14 protein-coding genes are annotated in these 17,116 nt (G+C 69.8%); 9 read left to right on the top strand and 5 right to left on the bottom strand.

Going from position 1 to position 17,116, the window contains the following annotated elements; translation table 11 throughout:
- The first annotated feature begins 13 nt into the window (after positions 1 to 13).
- The 4 genes from RN02_RS08040 to RN02_RS08025 all read left to right on the top strand — a co-directional run bounded on the left by RN02_RS08040 (position 14) and on the right by RN02_RS08025 (position 3,699).
- Positions 14 to 1,195 (top strand): response regulator, encoded by a 1,182-nt coding sequence (locus RN02_RS08040; RefSeq protein ID WP_043273188.1) that lies wholly within the window; start codon positions 14 to 16, stop codon positions 1,193 to 1,195.
- A 92-nt stretch (positions 1,196 to 1,287) separates the two neighbouring features.
- Positions 1,288 to 2,181, top strand: a complete 894-nt coding sequence (locus RN02_RS08035; protein WP_043314023.1) for a PA4780 family RIO1-like protein kinase — start codon at positions 1,288 to 1,290, stop codon at positions 2,179 to 2,181.
- Complete coding sequence (locus RN02_RS08030) at positions 2,178 to 2,729, top strand: nucleotidyltransferase family protein (RefSeq protein ID WP_043314022.1); 552 nt, start codon at positions 2,178 to 2,180, stop codon at positions 2,727 to 2,729. The genes RN02_RS08035 and RN02_RS08030 overlap by 4 nt, the downstream gene beginning before the upstream one ends.
- A gap of 79 nt (positions 2,730 to 2,808) precedes the next feature.
- Complete coding sequence (locus tag RN02_RS08025) at positions 2,809 to 3,699, top strand: EamA family transporter (RefSeq protein ID WP_009616009.1); 891 nt, start codon at positions 2,809 to 2,811, stop codon at positions 3,697 to 3,699.
- A gap of 574 nt (positions 3,700 to 4,273) precedes the next feature.
- On the opposite strand, the gene cueR is transcribed toward RN02_RS08025, so the two are convergent.
- The 3 genes from cueR to RN02_RS08010 all read right to left on the bottom strand — a co-directional run bounded on the left by cueR (position 4,274) and on the right by RN02_RS08010 (position 7,597).
- Positions 4,274 to 4,675: a Cu(I)-responsive transcriptional regulator gene (gene cueR / locus RN02_RS08020; protein WP_009616010.1), complete on the bottom strand. Its 402-nt coding sequence runs from the start codon at positions 4,673 to 4,675 to the stop codon at positions 4,274 to 4,276.
- Complete coding sequence (locus RN02_RS08015) at positions 4,662 to 7,085, bottom strand: heavy metal translocating P-type ATPase (protein ID WP_043314021.1); 2,424 nt, start codon at positions 7,083 to 7,085, stop codon at positions 4,662 to 4,664. The genes cueR and RN02_RS08015 overlap by 14 nt, the downstream gene beginning before the upstream one ends.
- Before the next feature lie 107 nt (positions 7,086 to 7,192).
- Positions 7,193 to 7,597: a hypothetical protein gene (locus RN02_RS08010; protein WP_009616012.1), complete on the bottom strand. Its 405-nt coding sequence runs from the start codon at positions 7,595 to 7,597 to the stop codon at positions 7,193 to 7,195.
- 152 nt (positions 7,598 to 7,749) lie between these two features.
- On the opposite strand from RN02_RS08010, the gene RN02_RS08005 reads away from it, so the two are divergent.
- The gene (locus tag RN02_RS08005; RefSeq protein WP_009616013.1) at positions 7,750 to 7,947 is read left to right on the top strand and encodes a heavy-metal-associated domain-containing protein; all 198 of its coding nucleotides are present in this window, start codon (positions 7,750 to 7,752) and stop codon (positions 7,945 to 7,947) included.
- On the opposite strand, the gene RN02_RS08000 is transcribed toward RN02_RS08005, so the two are convergent.
- Positions 7,926 to 8,579 carry a TetR family transcriptional regulator gene (locus RN02_RS08000; RefSeq protein WP_043273179.1) on the bottom strand — a complete coding sequence of 218 codons (654 nt, stop codon included), beginning with the start codon at positions 8,577 to 8,579 and terminating at the stop codon, positions 7,926 to 7,928. The two genes, RN02_RS08005 and RN02_RS08000, sit on opposite strands and share 22 nt — an antisense overlap.
- A gap of 148 nt (positions 8,580 to 8,727) precedes the next feature.
- On the opposite strand from RN02_RS08000, the gene RN02_RS07995 reads away from it, so the two are divergent.
- From RN02_RS07995 to RN02_RS07985, 3 genes are all read left to right on the top strand, one after another.
- Positions 8,728 to 9,912, top strand: a complete 1,185-nt coding sequence (locus RN02_RS07995) for an efflux RND transporter periplasmic adaptor subunit (RefSeq protein ID WP_009616015.1) — start codon at positions 8,728 to 8,730, stop codon at positions 9,910 to 9,912.
- A 13-nt stretch (positions 9,913 to 9,925) separates the two neighbouring features.
- Positions 9,926 to 13,090: an efflux RND transporter permease subunit gene (locus RN02_RS07990; protein ID WP_043314020.1), complete on the top strand. Its 3,165-nt coding sequence runs from the start codon at positions 9,926 to 9,928 to the stop codon at positions 13,088 to 13,090.
- A gap of 174 nt (positions 13,091 to 13,264) precedes the next feature.
- Entirely contained in the window at positions 13,265 to 14,440 is a 1,176-nt protein-coding gene (locus tag RN02_RS07985; RefSeq protein WP_043273176.1) for a multidrug effflux MFS transporter, read from the top strand.
- A gap of 6 nt (positions 14,441 to 14,446) precedes the next feature.
- Here the strand turns inward: RN02_RS07985 and RN02_RS07980 are convergent, their stop codons facing one another.
- Positions 14,447 to 14,626 carry a hypothetical protein gene (locus RN02_RS07980; RefSeq protein WP_043314019.1) on the bottom strand — a complete coding sequence of 60 codons (180 nt, stop codon included), beginning with the start codon at positions 14,624 to 14,626 and terminating at the stop codon, positions 14,447 to 14,449.
- A gap of 260 nt (positions 14,627 to 14,886) precedes the next feature.
- Here RN02_RS07980 and RN02_RS07975 point away from each other — a divergent pair, with 260 nt between their 5' ends.
- The gene (locus tag RN02_RS07975) at positions 14,887 to 16,782 is read left to right on the top strand and encodes a propionyl-CoA synthetase (protein ID WP_043314105.1); all 1,896 of its coding nucleotides are present in this window, start codon (positions 14,887 to 14,889) and stop codon (positions 16,780 to 16,782) included.
- Positions 16,783 to 17,116: the final 334 nt, after the last annotated feature.

Here is a 17,116-nt window from a genome sequence, read left to right as displayed (position 1 = left end):
GAGGGGTGGAACCTTGGACAGCATGCTGGACCGACCGGACCAGGAAGTGATCCTGGTGGTCGACGACCAACCGGACAACCTCATGCTCATGAGCGAGCTGCTCATGGGCCAGTACCAGGTGCGCGTCGCCGGCAGCGGCGCCAAGGCCCTGCGCCTGGCCGCCAGCGAGCCGCGGCCGGACCTGGTGCTGCTCGACATCATGATGCCGGAGATGGACGGCTACGAAGTCTGCCGCCAGCTCAAGGCCGACCCGCTGACCGCCGAGATTCCGGTGATCTTCCTCACCGGCATGGTCAGCACCGCCGACGAGCAGCGCGGTCTGGACCTGGGCGCGGTGGACTACATCACCAAGCCGATCAGCCCGCCGGTGACCCTGGCGCGCATCCGCGCGCACCTCAAGCTCAAGGCCAACGCCGACTTCCTGCGCGACAAGAGCGAATACCTGGAGCTGGAAGTGCGCCGCCGCAGCCGCGAACTGCAGGCCGCCCAGGACGCCACCCTGGAGGCCATGGCCACCCTCTGCGACCTGCGCGACAACCCCCACAGCCGCCACCTGCTGCGCATCGAGCAGTACATGCGCCTGCTCGCCGACGCCCTGGCCCGGCGCGAAGGCGAGGCCGGCGGCCTGGACCTGGAGCAGATCGAACTGCTGGCGCGCTCGGCGCAGCTGCATGACATCGGCAAGGTGGCGGTGCCCGACCGCGTGTTGCTCAACCCCGGCCAGCTCAGCCCCGAGGACCAATTGCTGATGCAGAGCCACACGCGCATCGGCCACGACGCCCTGGCCGCTGCCGAACGCCGCCTGGGCAGCCCGGCGGAATTCCTGCGCTACGCCAAGGAGATCGCCTACGGCCACCACGAACGCTGGGACGGCAGCGGCTACCCGCGGGGCCTGCGCGGCGAGCAGATCCCGCTGTCGGCACGGCTGCTGGCGCTGATCGACTGCTACGACGAGCTGACCAGCCGCCATCCCTACCACGCGACCTTGTCGCCGGATGAGGCCCGCCAGCAGATCCTCGCCGCCAGCGGCAGCCACTTCGACCCGCAGGTGGTGGAGGCCTTCGCCGAGGTCGCCGACGGCTTCGCCGCCATCGCCATCCGCTACGCCGACGACGCCCAGGCCCTGGGCAGCGAGATCGAGCGCATGGCCGATGCCCTGGGCGAAAGCATCGAAATGACCACGACGCCACCATGATTCCGGCGGTCGGTGCTGGGCGTCACCCGGCGCATGTCGTATAAGGAGCGGCTGCGGCCGCTTGGGCCGGACAAGAACGACGACGGAGCCTGATGAAGACACCCAAACGCATAGAGCCGCTGATCGAGGACGGCCTGGTCGACGAAGTGCTGCGCCCGCTGATGAGCGGCAAGGAAGCGGCGGTCTACGTGGTGCGCTGCGGCGAGCAGCTGCGCTGCGCCAAGGTCTACAAGGAGGCCAACAAGCGCAGCTTCCGCCAGGCCGCGGAATACCAGGAGGGCCGCAAGGTTCGCAACAGCCGCCAGGCCCGGGCCATGGCCAAGGGCTCGCGCTACGGCCGGCGCGAGCAGGAGGAGGCCTGGCAGAACGCCGAGGTGGCGGCGCTGTTCCGCCTGGCCAACGCCGGGGTGCGGGTGCCCAAGCCCTACGACTTCCTCGATGGCGTGCTGCTGATGGAAATGGTCGCCGACGAATACGGCGAGGCCGCGCCGCGCCTCAACGACGTGGTGCTGGAGCCGGAGCAGGCGCGCGAGTACCACGATTTCCTCATCCGCCAGATCGTCATGATGCTCTGCGCCGGGCTGGTCCACGGCGACCTCTCGGAGTTCAACGTGCTGCTCGGCCCCGACGGCCCGGTGATCATCGACCTGCCCCAGGCGGTGGATGCGGCGGCCAACAACCATGCCTTCCGCATGCTCGAACGCGACGTCGGCAACATGGCCGCCTACTTCGGCCAGTTCGCCCCGGAGCTCAAGCACACCCGCTACGCCAAGGAAATGTGGGCGCTGTTCGAAGACGGCAAGCTGCAGCCGGACACCCCGCTGACCGGCCACTTCGACGAGCCGGAAGAGGAAGCCGACGTCGATGCGGTGATGCGCGAGATCGCCGCCGCCCTGCGCGAGCAGGAGCGCCGCGAGGCGGCCCGCGCCGAGCAGGATGGCCCGCCGCGCGCCGAGGAGCCGCCACCGCCGCCGTGGCTGCAGTGAGCCCGCAGGCGGCGCGCCTGATCGCTCTGCTCGCCGCCTGTCCGCAACGCCTGGGCCTGCTGCGCGCCCTGCGCGAGTACGGCCCGCCTGGCGCCTGGATCGGCGCCGGCTTCGTGCGCAACGCCGTCTGGGACCATCTGCACGGGCTTCCGCCCGGCCCCCTGGCGGACGTGGACGTGCTGTACTTCGACGCCCGCTGCCTGCAGGCCGAGGCCGACGCAGCCTTCGAGCGACGCCTGGCCCGGGCCTGCCCGCAGGCGCCCTGGTCGGTGCGCAACCAGGCGCGCATGCACCTGCGCAACGGCGATGCGCCCTATGCGGACGTCGCCGACGCCATGCGCCATTGGCCGGAAGTCTGCACCGCGGTGGCGGTGCGCCTTGCCGACCAGGGCCTGGAGCTGCTGGCGCCGCTGGGCCTGGAGGACCTGTTCGAACTGCGCGTTCGCCCCACCGAACATTTCCGCAACAAGCCCGAGGTCTACCGCGAGCGTCTGTGCCACAAGGACTGGACGCGGCGCTGGCCGCAGTTGCGCATCGAACTGTCCTGATGCATTTGCGCGGCAACTGTGTACATACAGCCCGCCGCGGCCCTGCTAGCGTGGCCCGATCCCACCCGGAAGCACCGCCATGCCCTTGCCGCACGTCCTCCTCGCCCTGCTGGTCACGCTGATCTGGGGCGTCAACTTCGTCATCATCAAGGTCGGCCTGCACGACTTCCCGCCGCTGCTGTTCTGCGCCCTGCGCTTTGCCCTGGCGGCGCTGCCGCTGGTGTTCCTGCGCGGGCCGCTGCCGGCGCCGTTCTGGCGCATCGTGCAGATCGGCGTGCTGCTGGGGGTGGTCAAGTTCGGCCTGCTGTTCGTCGGCATGCACCTGGGCATGCCCGCCGGCCTGTCGTCCCTGGTGCTGCAGAGCCAGGTGTTCTTCACTGTGCTGATCGCCGCCGCCTTCCTCGGCGAACGCCCCAGCGCCCGCGCCCTGGCCGGCCTCGCCCTGGCCGCCGGCGGCCTGCTGCTGATCGGCCTGGAACGCCCCCTGGGCGACAGCCTGCTGGCCTTCGCCCTGGTGATGGCCGCGGCCCTGGCCTGGGCCTTCTCCAACATCGCCACCAAGCGCTCCGGGGCCAGCGACATGCTGCGCCTGATCAGCTGGGTGAGCCTGATCCCGCCGTTGCCGCTGCTGGTCCTGTCGTGGATTTTCGAAGGCCCGCAAGCCATCTCGACGGCGCTGACCGGCATCAGCTGGGAAGGCATGGGCGCGCTGTTGTACATCGCCTTCCTCGCCACCACCGTGGGCTTCGGCCTGTGGAGCTTCCTGCTGCGCCGCTACCCGGCCAGCCAGGTCACCCCCTTCGCCCTGGCGGTGCCGGTCTCCGGCCTGCTGTCCGGCTGGCTGCTGCTGGGCGAACGACTCACCGCCCAGGACTGGTTGGCCTGCGCGCTGGTCTTCGTGGGGCTGGCGGTGACGGTGCTGCCGGCGTCGTTGTGGCGGCGCGGGGCGGTGGCGCAGGTGCGTGGTTGACCTTGGTTCAGGGCCAGGCCTTATGGTGATGGTGTGGTGAGGTTGCTCTGGTGCTGGCCCTGAAGAGCGCCCTCTCCCTAACCCTCTCCCTGAAGGGAGAGGGGACCGTTCGGTGCGATCTGGTTTTCCCGAGTCAGCCGGCAAGCGCGGTGGTTTCCGGCTGAAACCATGCCTGCTCTCGGCACGGCCTAGCCCCCTCTCCCTTCAGGGCGGGGCGCGCAGCCGAGGGCTGGGGAGAGGGAGCGGAGTCAATCCGAAACACAGCTGCTGCCGGTAAACACCGTTCGCGAGCAAGCTCGCTCCTACGGGGAAATGCTGTGCTTCATGTGGACGTAGGGCGAATAACGCGAAGCGTTATCCGCCGATCGGATGGCCATGGAGTTCAGGATGGCGGCGTATAACCGCGAACGGTTATACGCCCTACCGCCGATCAACCATAGGAGGAACGCCGTCGTAGGATGGGTTGAGCGAAGCGATACCCATCGCCGCGACCGCATGGGTTTCGCAAGCTCAACCCATCCTACGAAGAGCACCTCGGCGCAGCCGGCAAGACCGTTGGGACAGCAGAGGGACTTCAATGACAGCAACTCCCCGACTCCAGGTCCTTGAGGATCGGGCAGTCCGGGCGGTGGTCGCCCTGGCAGTGGTCGTGGAGTTCCTGCAGGGTGTCGCGCAGGGCGCTGAGTTCGGCGATCTTGCGTTCCAGTTCGGCGATGTGCTGGCCGGTCAGGGCCTTGACGTCGGCGCTGGCGCGCTGGCGGTCCTGCCAGAGGGCTAGCAGGCGGCCGACTTCTTCCAGGGAGAAGCCGAAGTCCCGCGAGCGGCGGATGAAGGCCAGGCGGTGCAGGTCCTGCTCGCTGTAGTGGCGGTAGCCGCTGGCGCTGCGGCCGGCCGGGGCGAGCAGGCCGATGGATTCGTAGTAGCGAATCATCTTCGCCGACAGACCGCTCTTCTTCGCCGCTTCACCGATGTTCATCGCCATCTCCCTTTGCGTTCGCGCCGTGCGCCGGTTTCCAGCGCTTGAGCAGCAGGGCGTTGCTCACCACGCTGACGCTGGAGGCGGCCATGGCGGCGCCGGCGACCATCGGGTTGAGCAGGCCGAAGGCGGCCAGGGGCACGCCGACCAGGTTGTAGATGAAGGCCCAGAACAGGTTCTGGCGGATTTTCGCGTAGGTGCGCCGGGCGATGTCCAGGGCCTCGGGGACCAGCCGTGGGTCGCCGCGCATCAGGGTGATGCCGGCGGCGTGCATGGCCACGTCGGTGCCGCCGCCCATGGCGATGCCGACGTCCGCCGCGGCCAGCGCCGGGGCGTCGTTGATGCCGTCGCCGACCATCGCCACCACCTTGCCGCCGCTCCTGAGCTGCGCCACCACCGCGGCCTTGTCCGCCGGCAGCACTTCGGCGTGGACGTCGTCCAGGCCCAGCGCTTCGGCCACCACCCGCGCGCTGCCGCGGTTGTCGCCGGTGATCAGGTGGCTGTCTATACCACGCTCGCGCAGCGCCCGCACCGCCTCGGCGGCGCCGGGCTTGAGGCTGTCGCCGAAGGCGAACAGGCCGAGCAGGCGCGGCTGCGGCTGCAGTTCCAGCAGCCAGGACAGGGTGCGGCCCTGGCCTTCCCATTCCGTGGCCTTGTCCTGCAGTTCGCCGGCGGCCAGGCCCTGTTCGTCGAGCAGGCGGCGGTTGCCCAGGGCCAGCAGGCGCTCGCCGACCTGACCCTGGATGCCGCGCCCGGCCAGGGCCTGGCTGTGGCTCACGATGGGCACGCGCAGGTGTTGCTCGGCGCAGGCGCTGAGCACCGCCTTGGCCAGCGGGTGCTCGCTGCCGCGCTGCAGGGCGCCGGCCAGGGCCAGGGCGGCGTCGGGTTCGCCTTCGGCCACGGCGAAGTGGACCAGGCTGGGCGTGCCCGAGGTGAGGGTGCCGGTCTTGTCGAAGGCCACGGCGCTTACCGCGTGGGCCACTTCCAGGGCCTCGGCGTCCTTGATCAGGATGCCGTGGCGCGCGGCCACGCCGGTGCCGGCCATGATCGCCGTTGGCGTGGCCAGGCCCAGGGCGCAGGGGCAGGCGATGACCAGCACGGCCACCGCGTTGATCAGTGCGGTTTCCACGCCGGCGCCGGCCAGCAGCCAGCCGGCCAGGGTGACCAGGGCGATGCCGATCACCACCGGGACGAAGACGTTGCTGACCTTGTCCACCAGTTTCTGGATCGGCGCCTTGGCCGCCTGGGCGTCTTCCACCAGGCGGATGATGCGCGCCAGCACGGTTTCCCCGCCCAGGGCGGTGGCGCGGATGGTCAGCAGGCCCTCGCCGTTGATGGCGCCGCCGGTCACCTTGTCGCCCGGGGCCTTGGGCACCGGCAGGCTTTCCCCGGTGATCAGCGCCTCGTCGGCGTGGCTGCGGCCGTCGAGCACCTTGCCGTCCACCGGGAAGCGCTCGCCGGGGCGCACCAGCAGTTCGTCGCCCAGGCTCAGCTCGGCGATGGCGACGTCTTCCTCGTGGCCGTCGCGGATGCGCGTGGCACGTTCCGGGCGCAGCGCCTCCAGGGCGCGGATGGCCGTGGCGGTCTGGCGCTTGGCGCGGCTTTCCAGGTACTTGCCGAGGAGGATCAGGGCGATCACCACGGCGCTGGCCTCGAAATACAGGTGCGGCATGGCGCCGGGGGCGGCGCTCAGCCACAGGTACAGGCTCAGGCCGTAGCCGGCGCTGGTGCCCAGGGCCACCAGCAGGTCCATGTTGCCGCTGCGGGCGCGCACTGCCTTCCACGCCGAGACATAGAAGCGCGCGCCGATGATGAACTGCACCGGAGTGGCCAGGGCGAACTGCACCCAGGCCGGCAGCATCCAGTGCAGCCCGGCCCATTCGGCGAACATCGGCAGCACCAGGGGCACGGCCAGGACGATGGCCGCCAACAGGAACCAGCGCTCGCGGGCCAGGCGCGCCAGGGCCGGGTCCTCGGCCGGGCGTTCGGCCTGCAGCAGGCGGGCGTGGTAGCCGGCCTTGTCCACCGCGGCGATGAGCGTGGCCGGGTCAACCGGGCCGAGCAGGTCCAGGCGGGCGCGCTCGCTGGCCAGGTTGACGCTGGCCTCGCGCACCCCGGGGACCTTCTTCAGCGCGCGCTCGACGCGGCCCACGCAGCTGGCGCAGGTCATGCCGTCGATGGCCAGCTCCAGGCTGTGGCTGGGCACCTGGTAGCCGGCGTTCTCTACCGCTGCCACCAGGGCCGGCAGTTGTTCGGGCGAGTCGACGCTCACCCGCGCCTGCTCGCTGGCCAGGTTGACGCTGGCCGCGAGCACCCCGGGCACCTTCTTCAGGGCGCGTTCGACGCGGCCGACGCAGGATGCGCAGGTCATGCCGGTCACCGGCAGGTCGAGCTCGATGGGGCTGTTCATGGACGATCCTCCTGATGTCCGCCGCCCGCTTACTGCAGGCGCGGCGGTCACGATCCGACGATGCTGCGAGGATGAACCTTGCCACGAGGGCAAGGTCAAGCCCTCGCTCAGGGAACGTTGACCGGCGTCAGGAACAGCCCGCCTTCGCGGTAGCCGATGCGGTAGCTGCGGATTTCCCCGGCGCGCAGGCGCAGGGTCTGCGCCTGCAGTTGCTGCATGCCGTCGCGGCAGGCGCCGGTGGCGGAGACGGCGAGGCGGATGGGCACCTCGCCGGGGGACAGGTTCAGCGCCACCGTGCCCTCGGGCTGCAGGCGCGCCAGCAGTTCGCCGCGCACGTAGAGGTCGATGTCGCAGGCGCTGCCGCTCTGCAGGCCCTGGCGGCTGATGTTGAGCACGGCGTAGCCGGGCGGCGGCGGCTCCTGCTGCGGCCAGGCCTGCACCGTCGGCGGGTCGGCGGCCAGGGCCAGGGCGGGCCAGAGCAGGCAGGGCAGGGCGCGGAGCAGGCGGCGCATGGGGGGCTCCCGGTAGGGCTCGGATGCGCAGAGCTTGGCCGAGGGCGGCGCCGGGGGCAAGCCCGCGGCGTGGCGCCGCAGGGGGCTTGACCTTGCCACGGTGGCAAGGTCGACACTGCGCCCATCGTCAAGCGAACCCGAGGAGTTCGACCATGCAAGCGTTCAGTGTGAAAGGCATGTCCTGCGGCCACTGCGTGCGGGCCATCACCCAGGCGATCCAGGCCCGCGACGGCGCCGCCGAGGTCCAGGTGGACCTGGCCGGCGGCGAGGTGCGGGTGGCCAGCCGCCTGGCGGCCGAAGAGGTGCTGGCGGCGATCCGCGAGGAGGGCTACGAGGCCGCGCTGGCCTGAGCCGCGCCGGCCTGGCTCCAGTCGCGGATCAGGCCGCGGAACAGCGGCTCGAGCAGCGCTTCGGCGTCCTGTAGCGGGTCGAACAGCTGCGGGTCGCGCAGCCAGTCGTTGATCAGCCCGTGGATCAGGCCGTGGACCGCCCGCGAGGCGGTCTTCGGCGTCACCCCGGGCAGCAGCCGCACCTGGCATTTGTCGCGGGCGAAGAGCTGCTCGCAAAGGTCGATGAACTGGCGGATGAAGGCGTTGTGGCGGAGGATCGCCTCGCGCAGTTCCTCGGTGAACTCGCAGCGCTGCATCAGGATGGTCAGCACGCGGCGCTTCTGCGCGTTCTGCGCCAGGCTGTGCACCACTTCCACGCACAGGTCGAACAGCGACTGCAGCGGGTCCACCCCGTCGCAGCCGGACAGGCGCAAGGCCAGTTGCTCCGGCGGCAGGCGCACCTGGTTGAGCAGTTCGTTGAACAGGTGGGCCTTGTTCTCGAAGTGCCAGTACACCGCCCCGCGGGTGACCCCGGCGTTGCGGGCGATCTCCTCGAGGCTGGTGCTGGAAACGCCGTTTTCCAGGAACAGCGCCTCCGCCGAGTCGAGGATCGTCTGGCGGGTTCGTTCCGAATCTTCTTTAGTTCTTCTCATGGCGCGGTTTGCTACACGGGCTAGGCTCACTGGTATTTCCGCAGTTTACTGAAATTTCGAGCGGGAACCGTGAGTTACTGGCGGATGGCAGTTTTCCCCCGATAGCGTGCCGAATCGTCTTAGCCGACATTTTCCATGGAGAGGTTCTATGCCGTTCACCCCGCGCTTGCCCGCCGCCCTGACCCTGTGTGCCCTGGTCGCCGCGCAGTCTGTCCTGCCGGCCCTGGCGGACGAGGGGAGCGCGGCGCCACCGGCCCCGGAGGTCACGGTGGAAGTGGCCAGGAGCGCCAGCCTGCCGCTGAACCTCGAATATTCGGCGCGGGCGGCCGGCTACCGCGAGGTGGAGGTGCGCGCCCAGGTCAGCGGCATCCTGCAGAAACGCACCTACGAGGAAGGCCGGCCGGTGAAGCAGGGCCAGGTGCTGTTCCAGATCGACCCGCGCCCCTACCAGGCCGCCCTCGGCCAGGCCAAGGGCGCGCTGGCCCAGGCCCAGGCGCGCTACCGCCAGACCGACCGCGACCTCAAGCGCATCCGCGAGCTGCAGCGCAAGGGCTTCGCCAGCGCCAGCGAGCTGGACCGCTACACCTCCGACTACGAGCAGGCCAAGGCCGACGTCGAGGCGGCCAAGGCCAACGTCGACGCCAAGCAGATCGACCTGGACTACACCACGGTGAAGGCGCCGATCTCCGGCATGGCCAGCAAGGAAACCCGCTCCGAGGGCAGCCTGGTCACCGCCAGCGACCCCAACACCAGCCTGCTCACCGAGCTGACCCAGCTCGACCCCATCTACGTCAACTTCGCCTATTCCGACACCGAGGCCGCGCGCCTGCGCGAGGGCGTGCAGCAGGGCCGCCTGGTGCTGCCCGAGCACGGCAAGCTGAACGCGCAGATCTTCTTCGGCGACGGCAGCCGCTACCCCATCGACGGCGTGGTGGACTTCACCGACAGCTTCGTCAACACCGGCACCGGCACCATCAACGCCCGCGCCGTGGTGCCCAACCCGGAAACCCACCTGATCCCCGGCCAGTTCGTCCGCGTGGTGGTCACCGGCATCGTCCGCAAGGCCGCGGTGACCGTGCCCGAGCGCGCCCTGGCCCAGGGGCCGCGCGGCACCTTCGTCTACGTGGTGGACAAGGACGGCTTCGCCCGCGTGCGCCAGGTGACCACCTCGCAGGTAGTCAACCAGCGCTGGATAGTCGATTCCGGCGTCGACGACGGCGACAGGGTGATCGTCGACGGCCTGCCCAAGGTCCGCCCGGACCAGCCGGTGAAGGCCGTCGAGGCGCCGGCCGCGCCGGCGCAGCAGGCCCCCGCCCAGCCAGCCCAGTCCTGAAGGAGCGGCCATCGTGATCTCGCGCTTCTTCATCGACCGCCCCGTGTTCGCCATGGTGATCTCCATCGTCATCCTGCTCGCGGGCCTGGCGGCCCTGCGCGCGCTGCCGGTGGCGCAGTACCCGGAGATCCTGCCGCCGCAGGTCTCGGTGACCGCCTCCTATCCCGGCGCCAGCTCGCAGGTCATCGCCGAGACCGTGGCGGCGCCGCTGGAACAGGAGATCAACGGCGTCGAGGGCATGATCTACCAGCTGTCCAACTCCGACAGCAGCGGCGCCATGAGCCTGACCGTGTACTTCAAGGTCGGCACCGCCCCGGACCAGGCCACCATCAACGTCAACAACAAGGTCCAGGCAGCCCTGGCCAAGCTGCCGGAAGAAGTGCGCCGGCAGGGCGTGAAGGTGCAGAAGAAGTCCGCCGACATCCTCCAGGTGGTGACGCTGTTCTCCCCGGACGGCTCGCGCGACCCGGTGTTCATCAGCAACTACGCGCTGATCAACGTCATCGACGAGCTCAAGCGCCTCCCCGGCGTGGGCGACGTCACCCAGTTCGGCTCCAAGGACTACGCCATGCGCATCTGGCTGCGCCCGGACAAGCTGGCGCAGTACAACCTCACCCCCAGCGACGTGGTCGACGCCATCCGCGAGCAGAACTCGCAGTTCGCTGCCGGCAACTTCGGCAAGGAGCCGCTGAATACCCCGCAGGACTTCACCTACACGGTGAGCACCCAGGGCCGCTTCACCGACCCGAAGGAGTTCGAGGGCGTCATCCTGCGCACCGACAGCACCGGCGCCAGCCTGCGCCTGAAGGACGTCGCGCGCATCGAGCTGGGCGCCCAGGACTACTCGATGAAGACCACGCTGAACGGGCGGCTCAACGCTTCCTTCGGCGTCTACCTGCAGCCGGGGGCCAACGCCCTGGACACCGCCGAGGCCGTGGAAACCACCATGGAGCGGCTGGCCAAGCGCTTCCCCGAAGGCGTCGTCTACAAGATCCCCTACGACACCACCACCTTCGTCAAGGTATCCATCGAGGAGGTGGTGCACACCTTCTTCGAGGCCCTGGTGCTGGTGATGCTGGTGGTCTACATCTTCCTGCAGAACCTGCGCGCCACGCTGATCCCGGTGCTGGCCATCCCGGTGTCGCTGGTCGGCACCTTCGCCGGCATGTACCTGCTGGGCTTCTCCATCAACCTGCTGACGCTGTTCGGCATGGTGCTGGCCATCGGCATCGTGGTGGACGACGCCATCGTGGTGCTGGAGAACGTCGAGCGGGTGATGCGCACCGAGAAGCTGCCGCCGCGGGAGGCGGCGATCAAGGCCATGGAGGAGGTGACCGGGCCGATCGTCGCCATCGTCCTGGTGCTCTGCGCGGTGTTCGTCCCCGTGGGCTTCCTCGGCGGCCTGGCCGGGCAGATGTACCAGCAGTTCGCGATCACCATCGCGGTCTCGGTGGTGATCTCCGGGATAGTCGCGCTGACCCTCTCGCCGGCGCTCTGCGCGCTGATCCTCAAGCCCGAGCACAAGGAGCCGGCGGCGCCGTTCCGCTGGTTCAACCGCATGTTCGACGCGGCCACCGCGGCCTACGGCGCCGGCGTGCAGTTCTTCCTCAAGCGCGTGCTCATCGGCCTGCTGGTGTTCGGCGGGATGATCGCGCTGATGCTGCTGCTGTTCGGCCGGGTGCCCGGCTCGCTGGTGCCCGACGAGGACCAGGGCTACGTGATCAACGCCTACATGCTGCCGCCGGCGGCCTCGCTGTCGCGCACCGAGGCGCTCACCGACGCCGTCTCGCAGCAGCTGGAGAAGCACCCGGCGGTGCAGGACGTGCTGACCTTCGCCGGCCTGAACATCCTCACCAACGCCAACACCACCAGCGCCGGGGTGTCCTTCGTCACCCTCAAGGACTGGAAGGAGCGCGAGACCCCGGAGCTGGACGCGCGCAACCTCACGCGCACCTTCATGGCCATGGGCGCCAAGCAGCAGGATGGCGTGGTGATGAGCTTCAACCCGCCGCCGATCACCGGCATGAGCACCACCGGCGGCTTCGAGGCGTACATCCAGGACCGTAGCGGCGGCACCTCCGCGCAGCTCGAACAGATGGTGCAGAAGTTCATGGCGGCGGCGGCCAAGCGCCCGGAACTGGCTGGGGTGACCAGCACCTTCAACGCCAACGTGCCGCAGTACTTCATCAACCTCGACCGCACCAAGGCGCGTTCGCTGGGGGTAGCCATCAACGATGTGTTCACCGCCATGCAGGCGACCTTCGGCGCCTACTACGTCAACGACTTCACCCTCTACGGGCGGACCTGGAAGGTCAACCTGCAGTCCGAGTCGGACTTCCGCCGCAAGCCCGAGGACCTGACCCAGGTGTACGTGCGCTCCTCCAGCGGCGACCTGGTGCCGCTGTCGGCCCTGGTCAGCGTGCAGCGCACCCTCGGCCCGGATTCCTACGCGCGCTTCAACGTGTTCCCCGCGGCCAAGCTGCTCGGCGGCCCGGCGCCGGGCTACAGCTCCGGCCAGGCCCTGGCGGCGATGCAGGAAGTGGCCGACCAGACCCTCGGCGACAGCTACTTCCTCACCTGGATCGGCTCGGCCTACCAGGAGCTGGAGACCCAGGGCTCGGGCAGCACCGCGTTCGTCTTCGGCCTGATCCTGGTGTTCCTCATCCTCGCCGCCCAGTACGAGCGCTGGACCCTGCCGCTGGCGGTGGTCACCGCGGTGCCCTTCGCGGTGTTCGGCGCCATCCTCGCCATCTGGCTGCGCGGGCTGAGCAACGACGTGTACTTCCAGGTCGGCCTGGTGACGCTGATCGGCCTGGCGGCGAAGAACGCCATCCTGATCATCGAGTTCGCCGTGATGGTCCGCGAGGAGCAGGGGCTGAGCCCGCTGCAGGCGGCGCTGGAGGCGGCCAAACTGCGCTTCCGGCCGATCGTCATGACCTCCCTGGCGTTCATCCTCGGCGTGGTGCCGCTGGCCATCAGCAGCGGCGCCGGCTCGGCCAGCCGCCATTCGATCGGCACCGGGGTGATCGGCGGCATGCTCGCGGCCACCGTGCTGGCGACCTTCCTCATCCCGATGTTCTACATGTTGGTGGAATCGGCCGCCGAACGCCTGGGCAAGCGCAAGACCAAGGCCCGGCCCGCGGCCGAAGCGGCCCAGGGGGAGGGGCCGGCGCACTGACGGGCACGGGCGCCGGCCGCCTGGCCGGGGCCTGAAGCCGGCTCGCAAATTTCCTCTTCCGGCCCTGCCCCGGGGCCGGCGAATTGATATGCTTGCCGGCGTTTCGTTAGCCTGCTTGCAATTCTTGCCCGAACCTTTCCAGGCCCCGTCAGGCGACGGGGCCAACGGTGTTCCATGACCTTTCGCATCCTGCTGATCCTCGGCGCGCTGAGCGCCTTCGGCCCCATGGCCATCGACTTCTACCTGCCCAGCTTCCCGGCGCTGGCCGCGGCCTTCGGCACCGACGTCGAGCACATCCAACTGAGCCTGTCGGCCTACTTCGCCGGCCTGGCCATCGGCCAACTGCTCTACGGCCCGCTGGCCGACCGCTACGGCCGGCGCCTGCCGCTGCTGCTGGGGGTGATCATCTTCACCGCGGCCTCGCTGGCCTGCGCTTTCGCGCCGGACCTGCACTGGCTGATCGGCGCGCGCTTCGTCCAGGCCCTGGGCGGCTGCGCCGGCATGGTCATCTCGCGGGCGGTGGTGCGCGACCTGTGCGATGCGGTGGCGGCGGCTAAGGCCTTCTCGCAGCTGATGCTGGTGATGGGCCTGGCGCCGATCCTCGCGCCCCTGGGCGGCGGCGCGCTGCTGGGGCTGTTCGGCTGGCAGTCGATCTTTCTCTGCCTGGTGGCGTTCAGCGCCGTGGCCGGCAGCGCCATCGCCCTGTGGCTGCCCGAGACCATCCCCGCCGGCCCGCGGCCGCCGCTGTCCGGCGCCCTGGGGGAATACCGCCGGCTGCTGGGCGAGCGCGCCTTCCTCTGCTACGCGCTGACCGGCGGCGTGGCCATCGCCGGGATGTTCGCCTACATCGCCGGCTCGCCCTTCGTGTTCATCCAGCTCTACCAGGTGCCGGCGGAACACTACGGCTGGATCTTCGGCAGCAACGCCGCCGGCTTCATCCTCATGGCCCAGGTCAACGCGCGGCTGCTGCGCTACCGCGGGCCGGGTTTCTGGCTGCGCCGCGCGGTGTGGGTGTACTTCTTCTGCGGCCTGGCGCTGCTGGCGGTCACCCTGTACCGCCCGGAACACCTGTGGCCGCTGCTGATGCCGCTGTTCGGCGCCATCGCCAGCCTGGGCTTCCTGCTGCCCAACTCCTCGGCCTGCGCCATGGCCGGGCAGGGCAGCCACGCCGGCAGCGCCTCGGCGCTGATGGGCAGCCTGCAGTTCACGGTGGCGGCGGCTGCCTCGGCGCTGGTCGGGGTGCTGCACGACGGCAGCGCGCTGCCCATGGCGCTGGTGATCACGACCTGCGGCGGCTGCGCGGCGCTGCTGGGCTGGTACACCGGGCAGATCAGCGAGCGCAGCGTCTGAGGCGCTTCAGCCGGCCAGCGGCTGCTCCGTGCGCGGCAGCGCGTGGGGCGCGCGCAGGCGGGCCTCCAGGGTGCTGACGAAGTGCCGCGCCTCCTGCTCGTTGCGGAAGTCCACGGCGAACTGATCGAGGCAGACCTGCCAGCGCTTGCCCTGGGCGCCGGCCGACGGACGAACGAGTATGTGCATGGCGCGACACCCGTGTCTGTGTTGGGGGGAAGCTGAGTGTAGTTCCGCCAGCCGCGCTGTCCGGAGTGACTCGACAATCGGCGCCGGGTCTCGCTGACCTGGGCGACGCTGTGCCCGCTGCCAGGGCAGCCGGTTCGGCCGAGGGGCGCGGTCTCCCGGGAAGGCGCCGCCGGCTTACGACCAAAGGTTGATGGCGGCCCCCCGCGGCCTGTCCATACTCGTTATTCGACCTCGATAAAAACAATTCAGAGGGTCAGATGATGAATTACCGGCAATCCCATGCCCGCTCCATTGCGGACCCTGCCGCCTTCTGGGCCGAACAGGCCGAGGCCGTGGCCTGGTACCAGCGCCCGCGCAACATCCTCGAAGCACTCCCCGACGGCAGCCACCGCTGGTTCGCCGATGGCCGCCTGAACAGCTGCTACCTGGCCCTGGACCGGCAGATCGCCCTGGGCCGCGGCGAGCAGGCGGCGCTGATCTACGACTCCCCGGTCACCGGCGTGCAGCAGCGCTACAGCTTCCGCGAGCTGCGCGACGAAGTGGCGCGCCTGGCCGGCGCCCTGCGCGCCCTGGGCGTGGGTAAGGGCGACGGGGTGATCATCTACATGCCCATGGTGCCCCAGGCGGCCATGGCCATGCTGGCCTGCGCGCGCATCGGCGCGGTGCACTCGGTGGTGTTCGGCGGCTTCGCCCCCTACGAGCTGGCGCTGCGCATCGACGACGCCAGGCCCAAGCTGATCCTCACCGCCTCCTGCGGCCTGGAGTTCGAGCGCGTCATCGAATACAAGCCGCTGGTGGACAAGGCCCTGGAGCTGGCCCTGCACCAGCCGGCCCAGGTGCTGGTCTGGCAGCGCCCGCAGGCGATGGCCGAGCTGCACGCCGGGCGCGACCTGGACTGGCGCGAGACGGTGGCCCACGCCGAGCCGGCCGACCCGGTGGAGGTGGCCAGCGGCGACCCGCTGTACATCATGTACACCTCCGGCACCACCGGTAAGCCCAAGGGCATAGTGCGCGACAACGGCGGCCACGCGGTGGCCCTGCACTACACGCTGCCGACCATCTTCGGCATGCAGCCGGGCGACGTCTGGTGGGGCATCTCCGACGTCGGCTGGGTGGTCGGCCACTCGTTGATCGTCTACGGTCCGCTGATGAACGGCTGCACCACGCTGTTCTACGAGGGCAAGCCGGTGCGCACGCCCGACGCCGGCAGCTACTGGCGGGTGATCGAGGAACACCAGGTCAACGCGCTGTTCTGCGCGCCCACGGCGATCCGCGCGATCCGCAAGGAAGACCCCAACGGCGAGTTGCTCAAGCGCTACGACCTGGGTTCGCTGCGCCAACTGTTCCTCGCCGGCGAGAAGCTCGACAGCAGCACCCACCAGTGGCTGGAGGAACAGACCGGCAAGCCGGTGTTCGACCACTGGTGGCAGACCGAGACCGGCTGGCCGGTGACCGCGCCCTGCACCGGGCTGGGCTGCCAGGAGCAGCGCGCCGGCTCCAGCAACCTGGCGGTGCCCGGCTACGACGTGCAGGTGGTGGACGAGGAGGGGCGCCTGCTGGCGCCGGGGCAGACCGGCTCGATCGTCATCGGCCTGCCGCTGCCGCCCGGCTGCGCGCAGACCCTCTGGAACGACCACCCGCGCTACCTCAGCGCCTACCTGCGGGCCTTCCCCGGCTACTACCACACCGGCGACGGCGGCTTCATCGACGAGGACGGCTTCGTCCACATCATGGGCCGCACCGACGATGTGATAAACGTCTCCGGCCACCGCCTGTCCACCGGCGAGATGGAAGAGTTGCTGGCGCTGCACGACGCGGTGGCCGAATGCGCGGTGATTGCCGTGCAGGACCCGCTCAAGGGCCACGTGCCGCTGGGCCTGGTGGTGCTCAAGGACGACGCGCGCGTCACCGAGGAGCAATTGCAGCGCGAACTGGTGGCGCTGGTCCGCGAGCGCATCGGCGCGCTGGCCTGCTTCCAGCGCGCGGTGGTGGTCAAGCGCCTGCCCAAGACGCGCTCGGGCAAGATCCTCCGCGCCGTGTTGCGCAAGATCGCCGACGGCGAGGACTACGTGGCGCCGTCCACCATCGACGACCCGGCCATCCTCGACGAAATCGCCGCCCGCCTGCAGGCCGTGGGCCTCGCCCGGGCCAGCTGAACCCACGCGCCGGCCTGCGGGCCGGCTTTCCTCCAGGGCCGCGTTGCGGCCCTTTTTTTGTCCATGTATCGGCCTCGCGGGCCCTGCCCACGAAATCGCGCGCAGGGCGCGCTCCTACAGGGGAACGGCGTAGGTGGGGCAGCGTAGGAGCGGATCTCATCCGCGAACCGCGCCGATATGCCCGGCCATCGCGGACAAGGTCCGCTCCTACGCCCGTGCCATCCTGGAATTGTAGGAGCAACTGTCTTTCACTGCTGCACGGTACCTGTTCTCCAGCAGGTACCGTCCCTGACCATGGCGTTCAACCGCACGATGAGCACACGCATGCAGGCCA

Source organism: Pseudomonas sp. PI1, from assembly GCF_000812405.1.
GTDB classification, from domain to species: domain Bacteria; phylum Pseudomonadota; class Gammaproteobacteria; order Pseudomonadales; family Pseudomonadaceae; genus Pseudomonas; species Pseudomonas citronellolis.
Note: the sequence above shows the minus strand (reverse complement) of the source record. Positions and strands in the feature narration are given on the sequence as shown.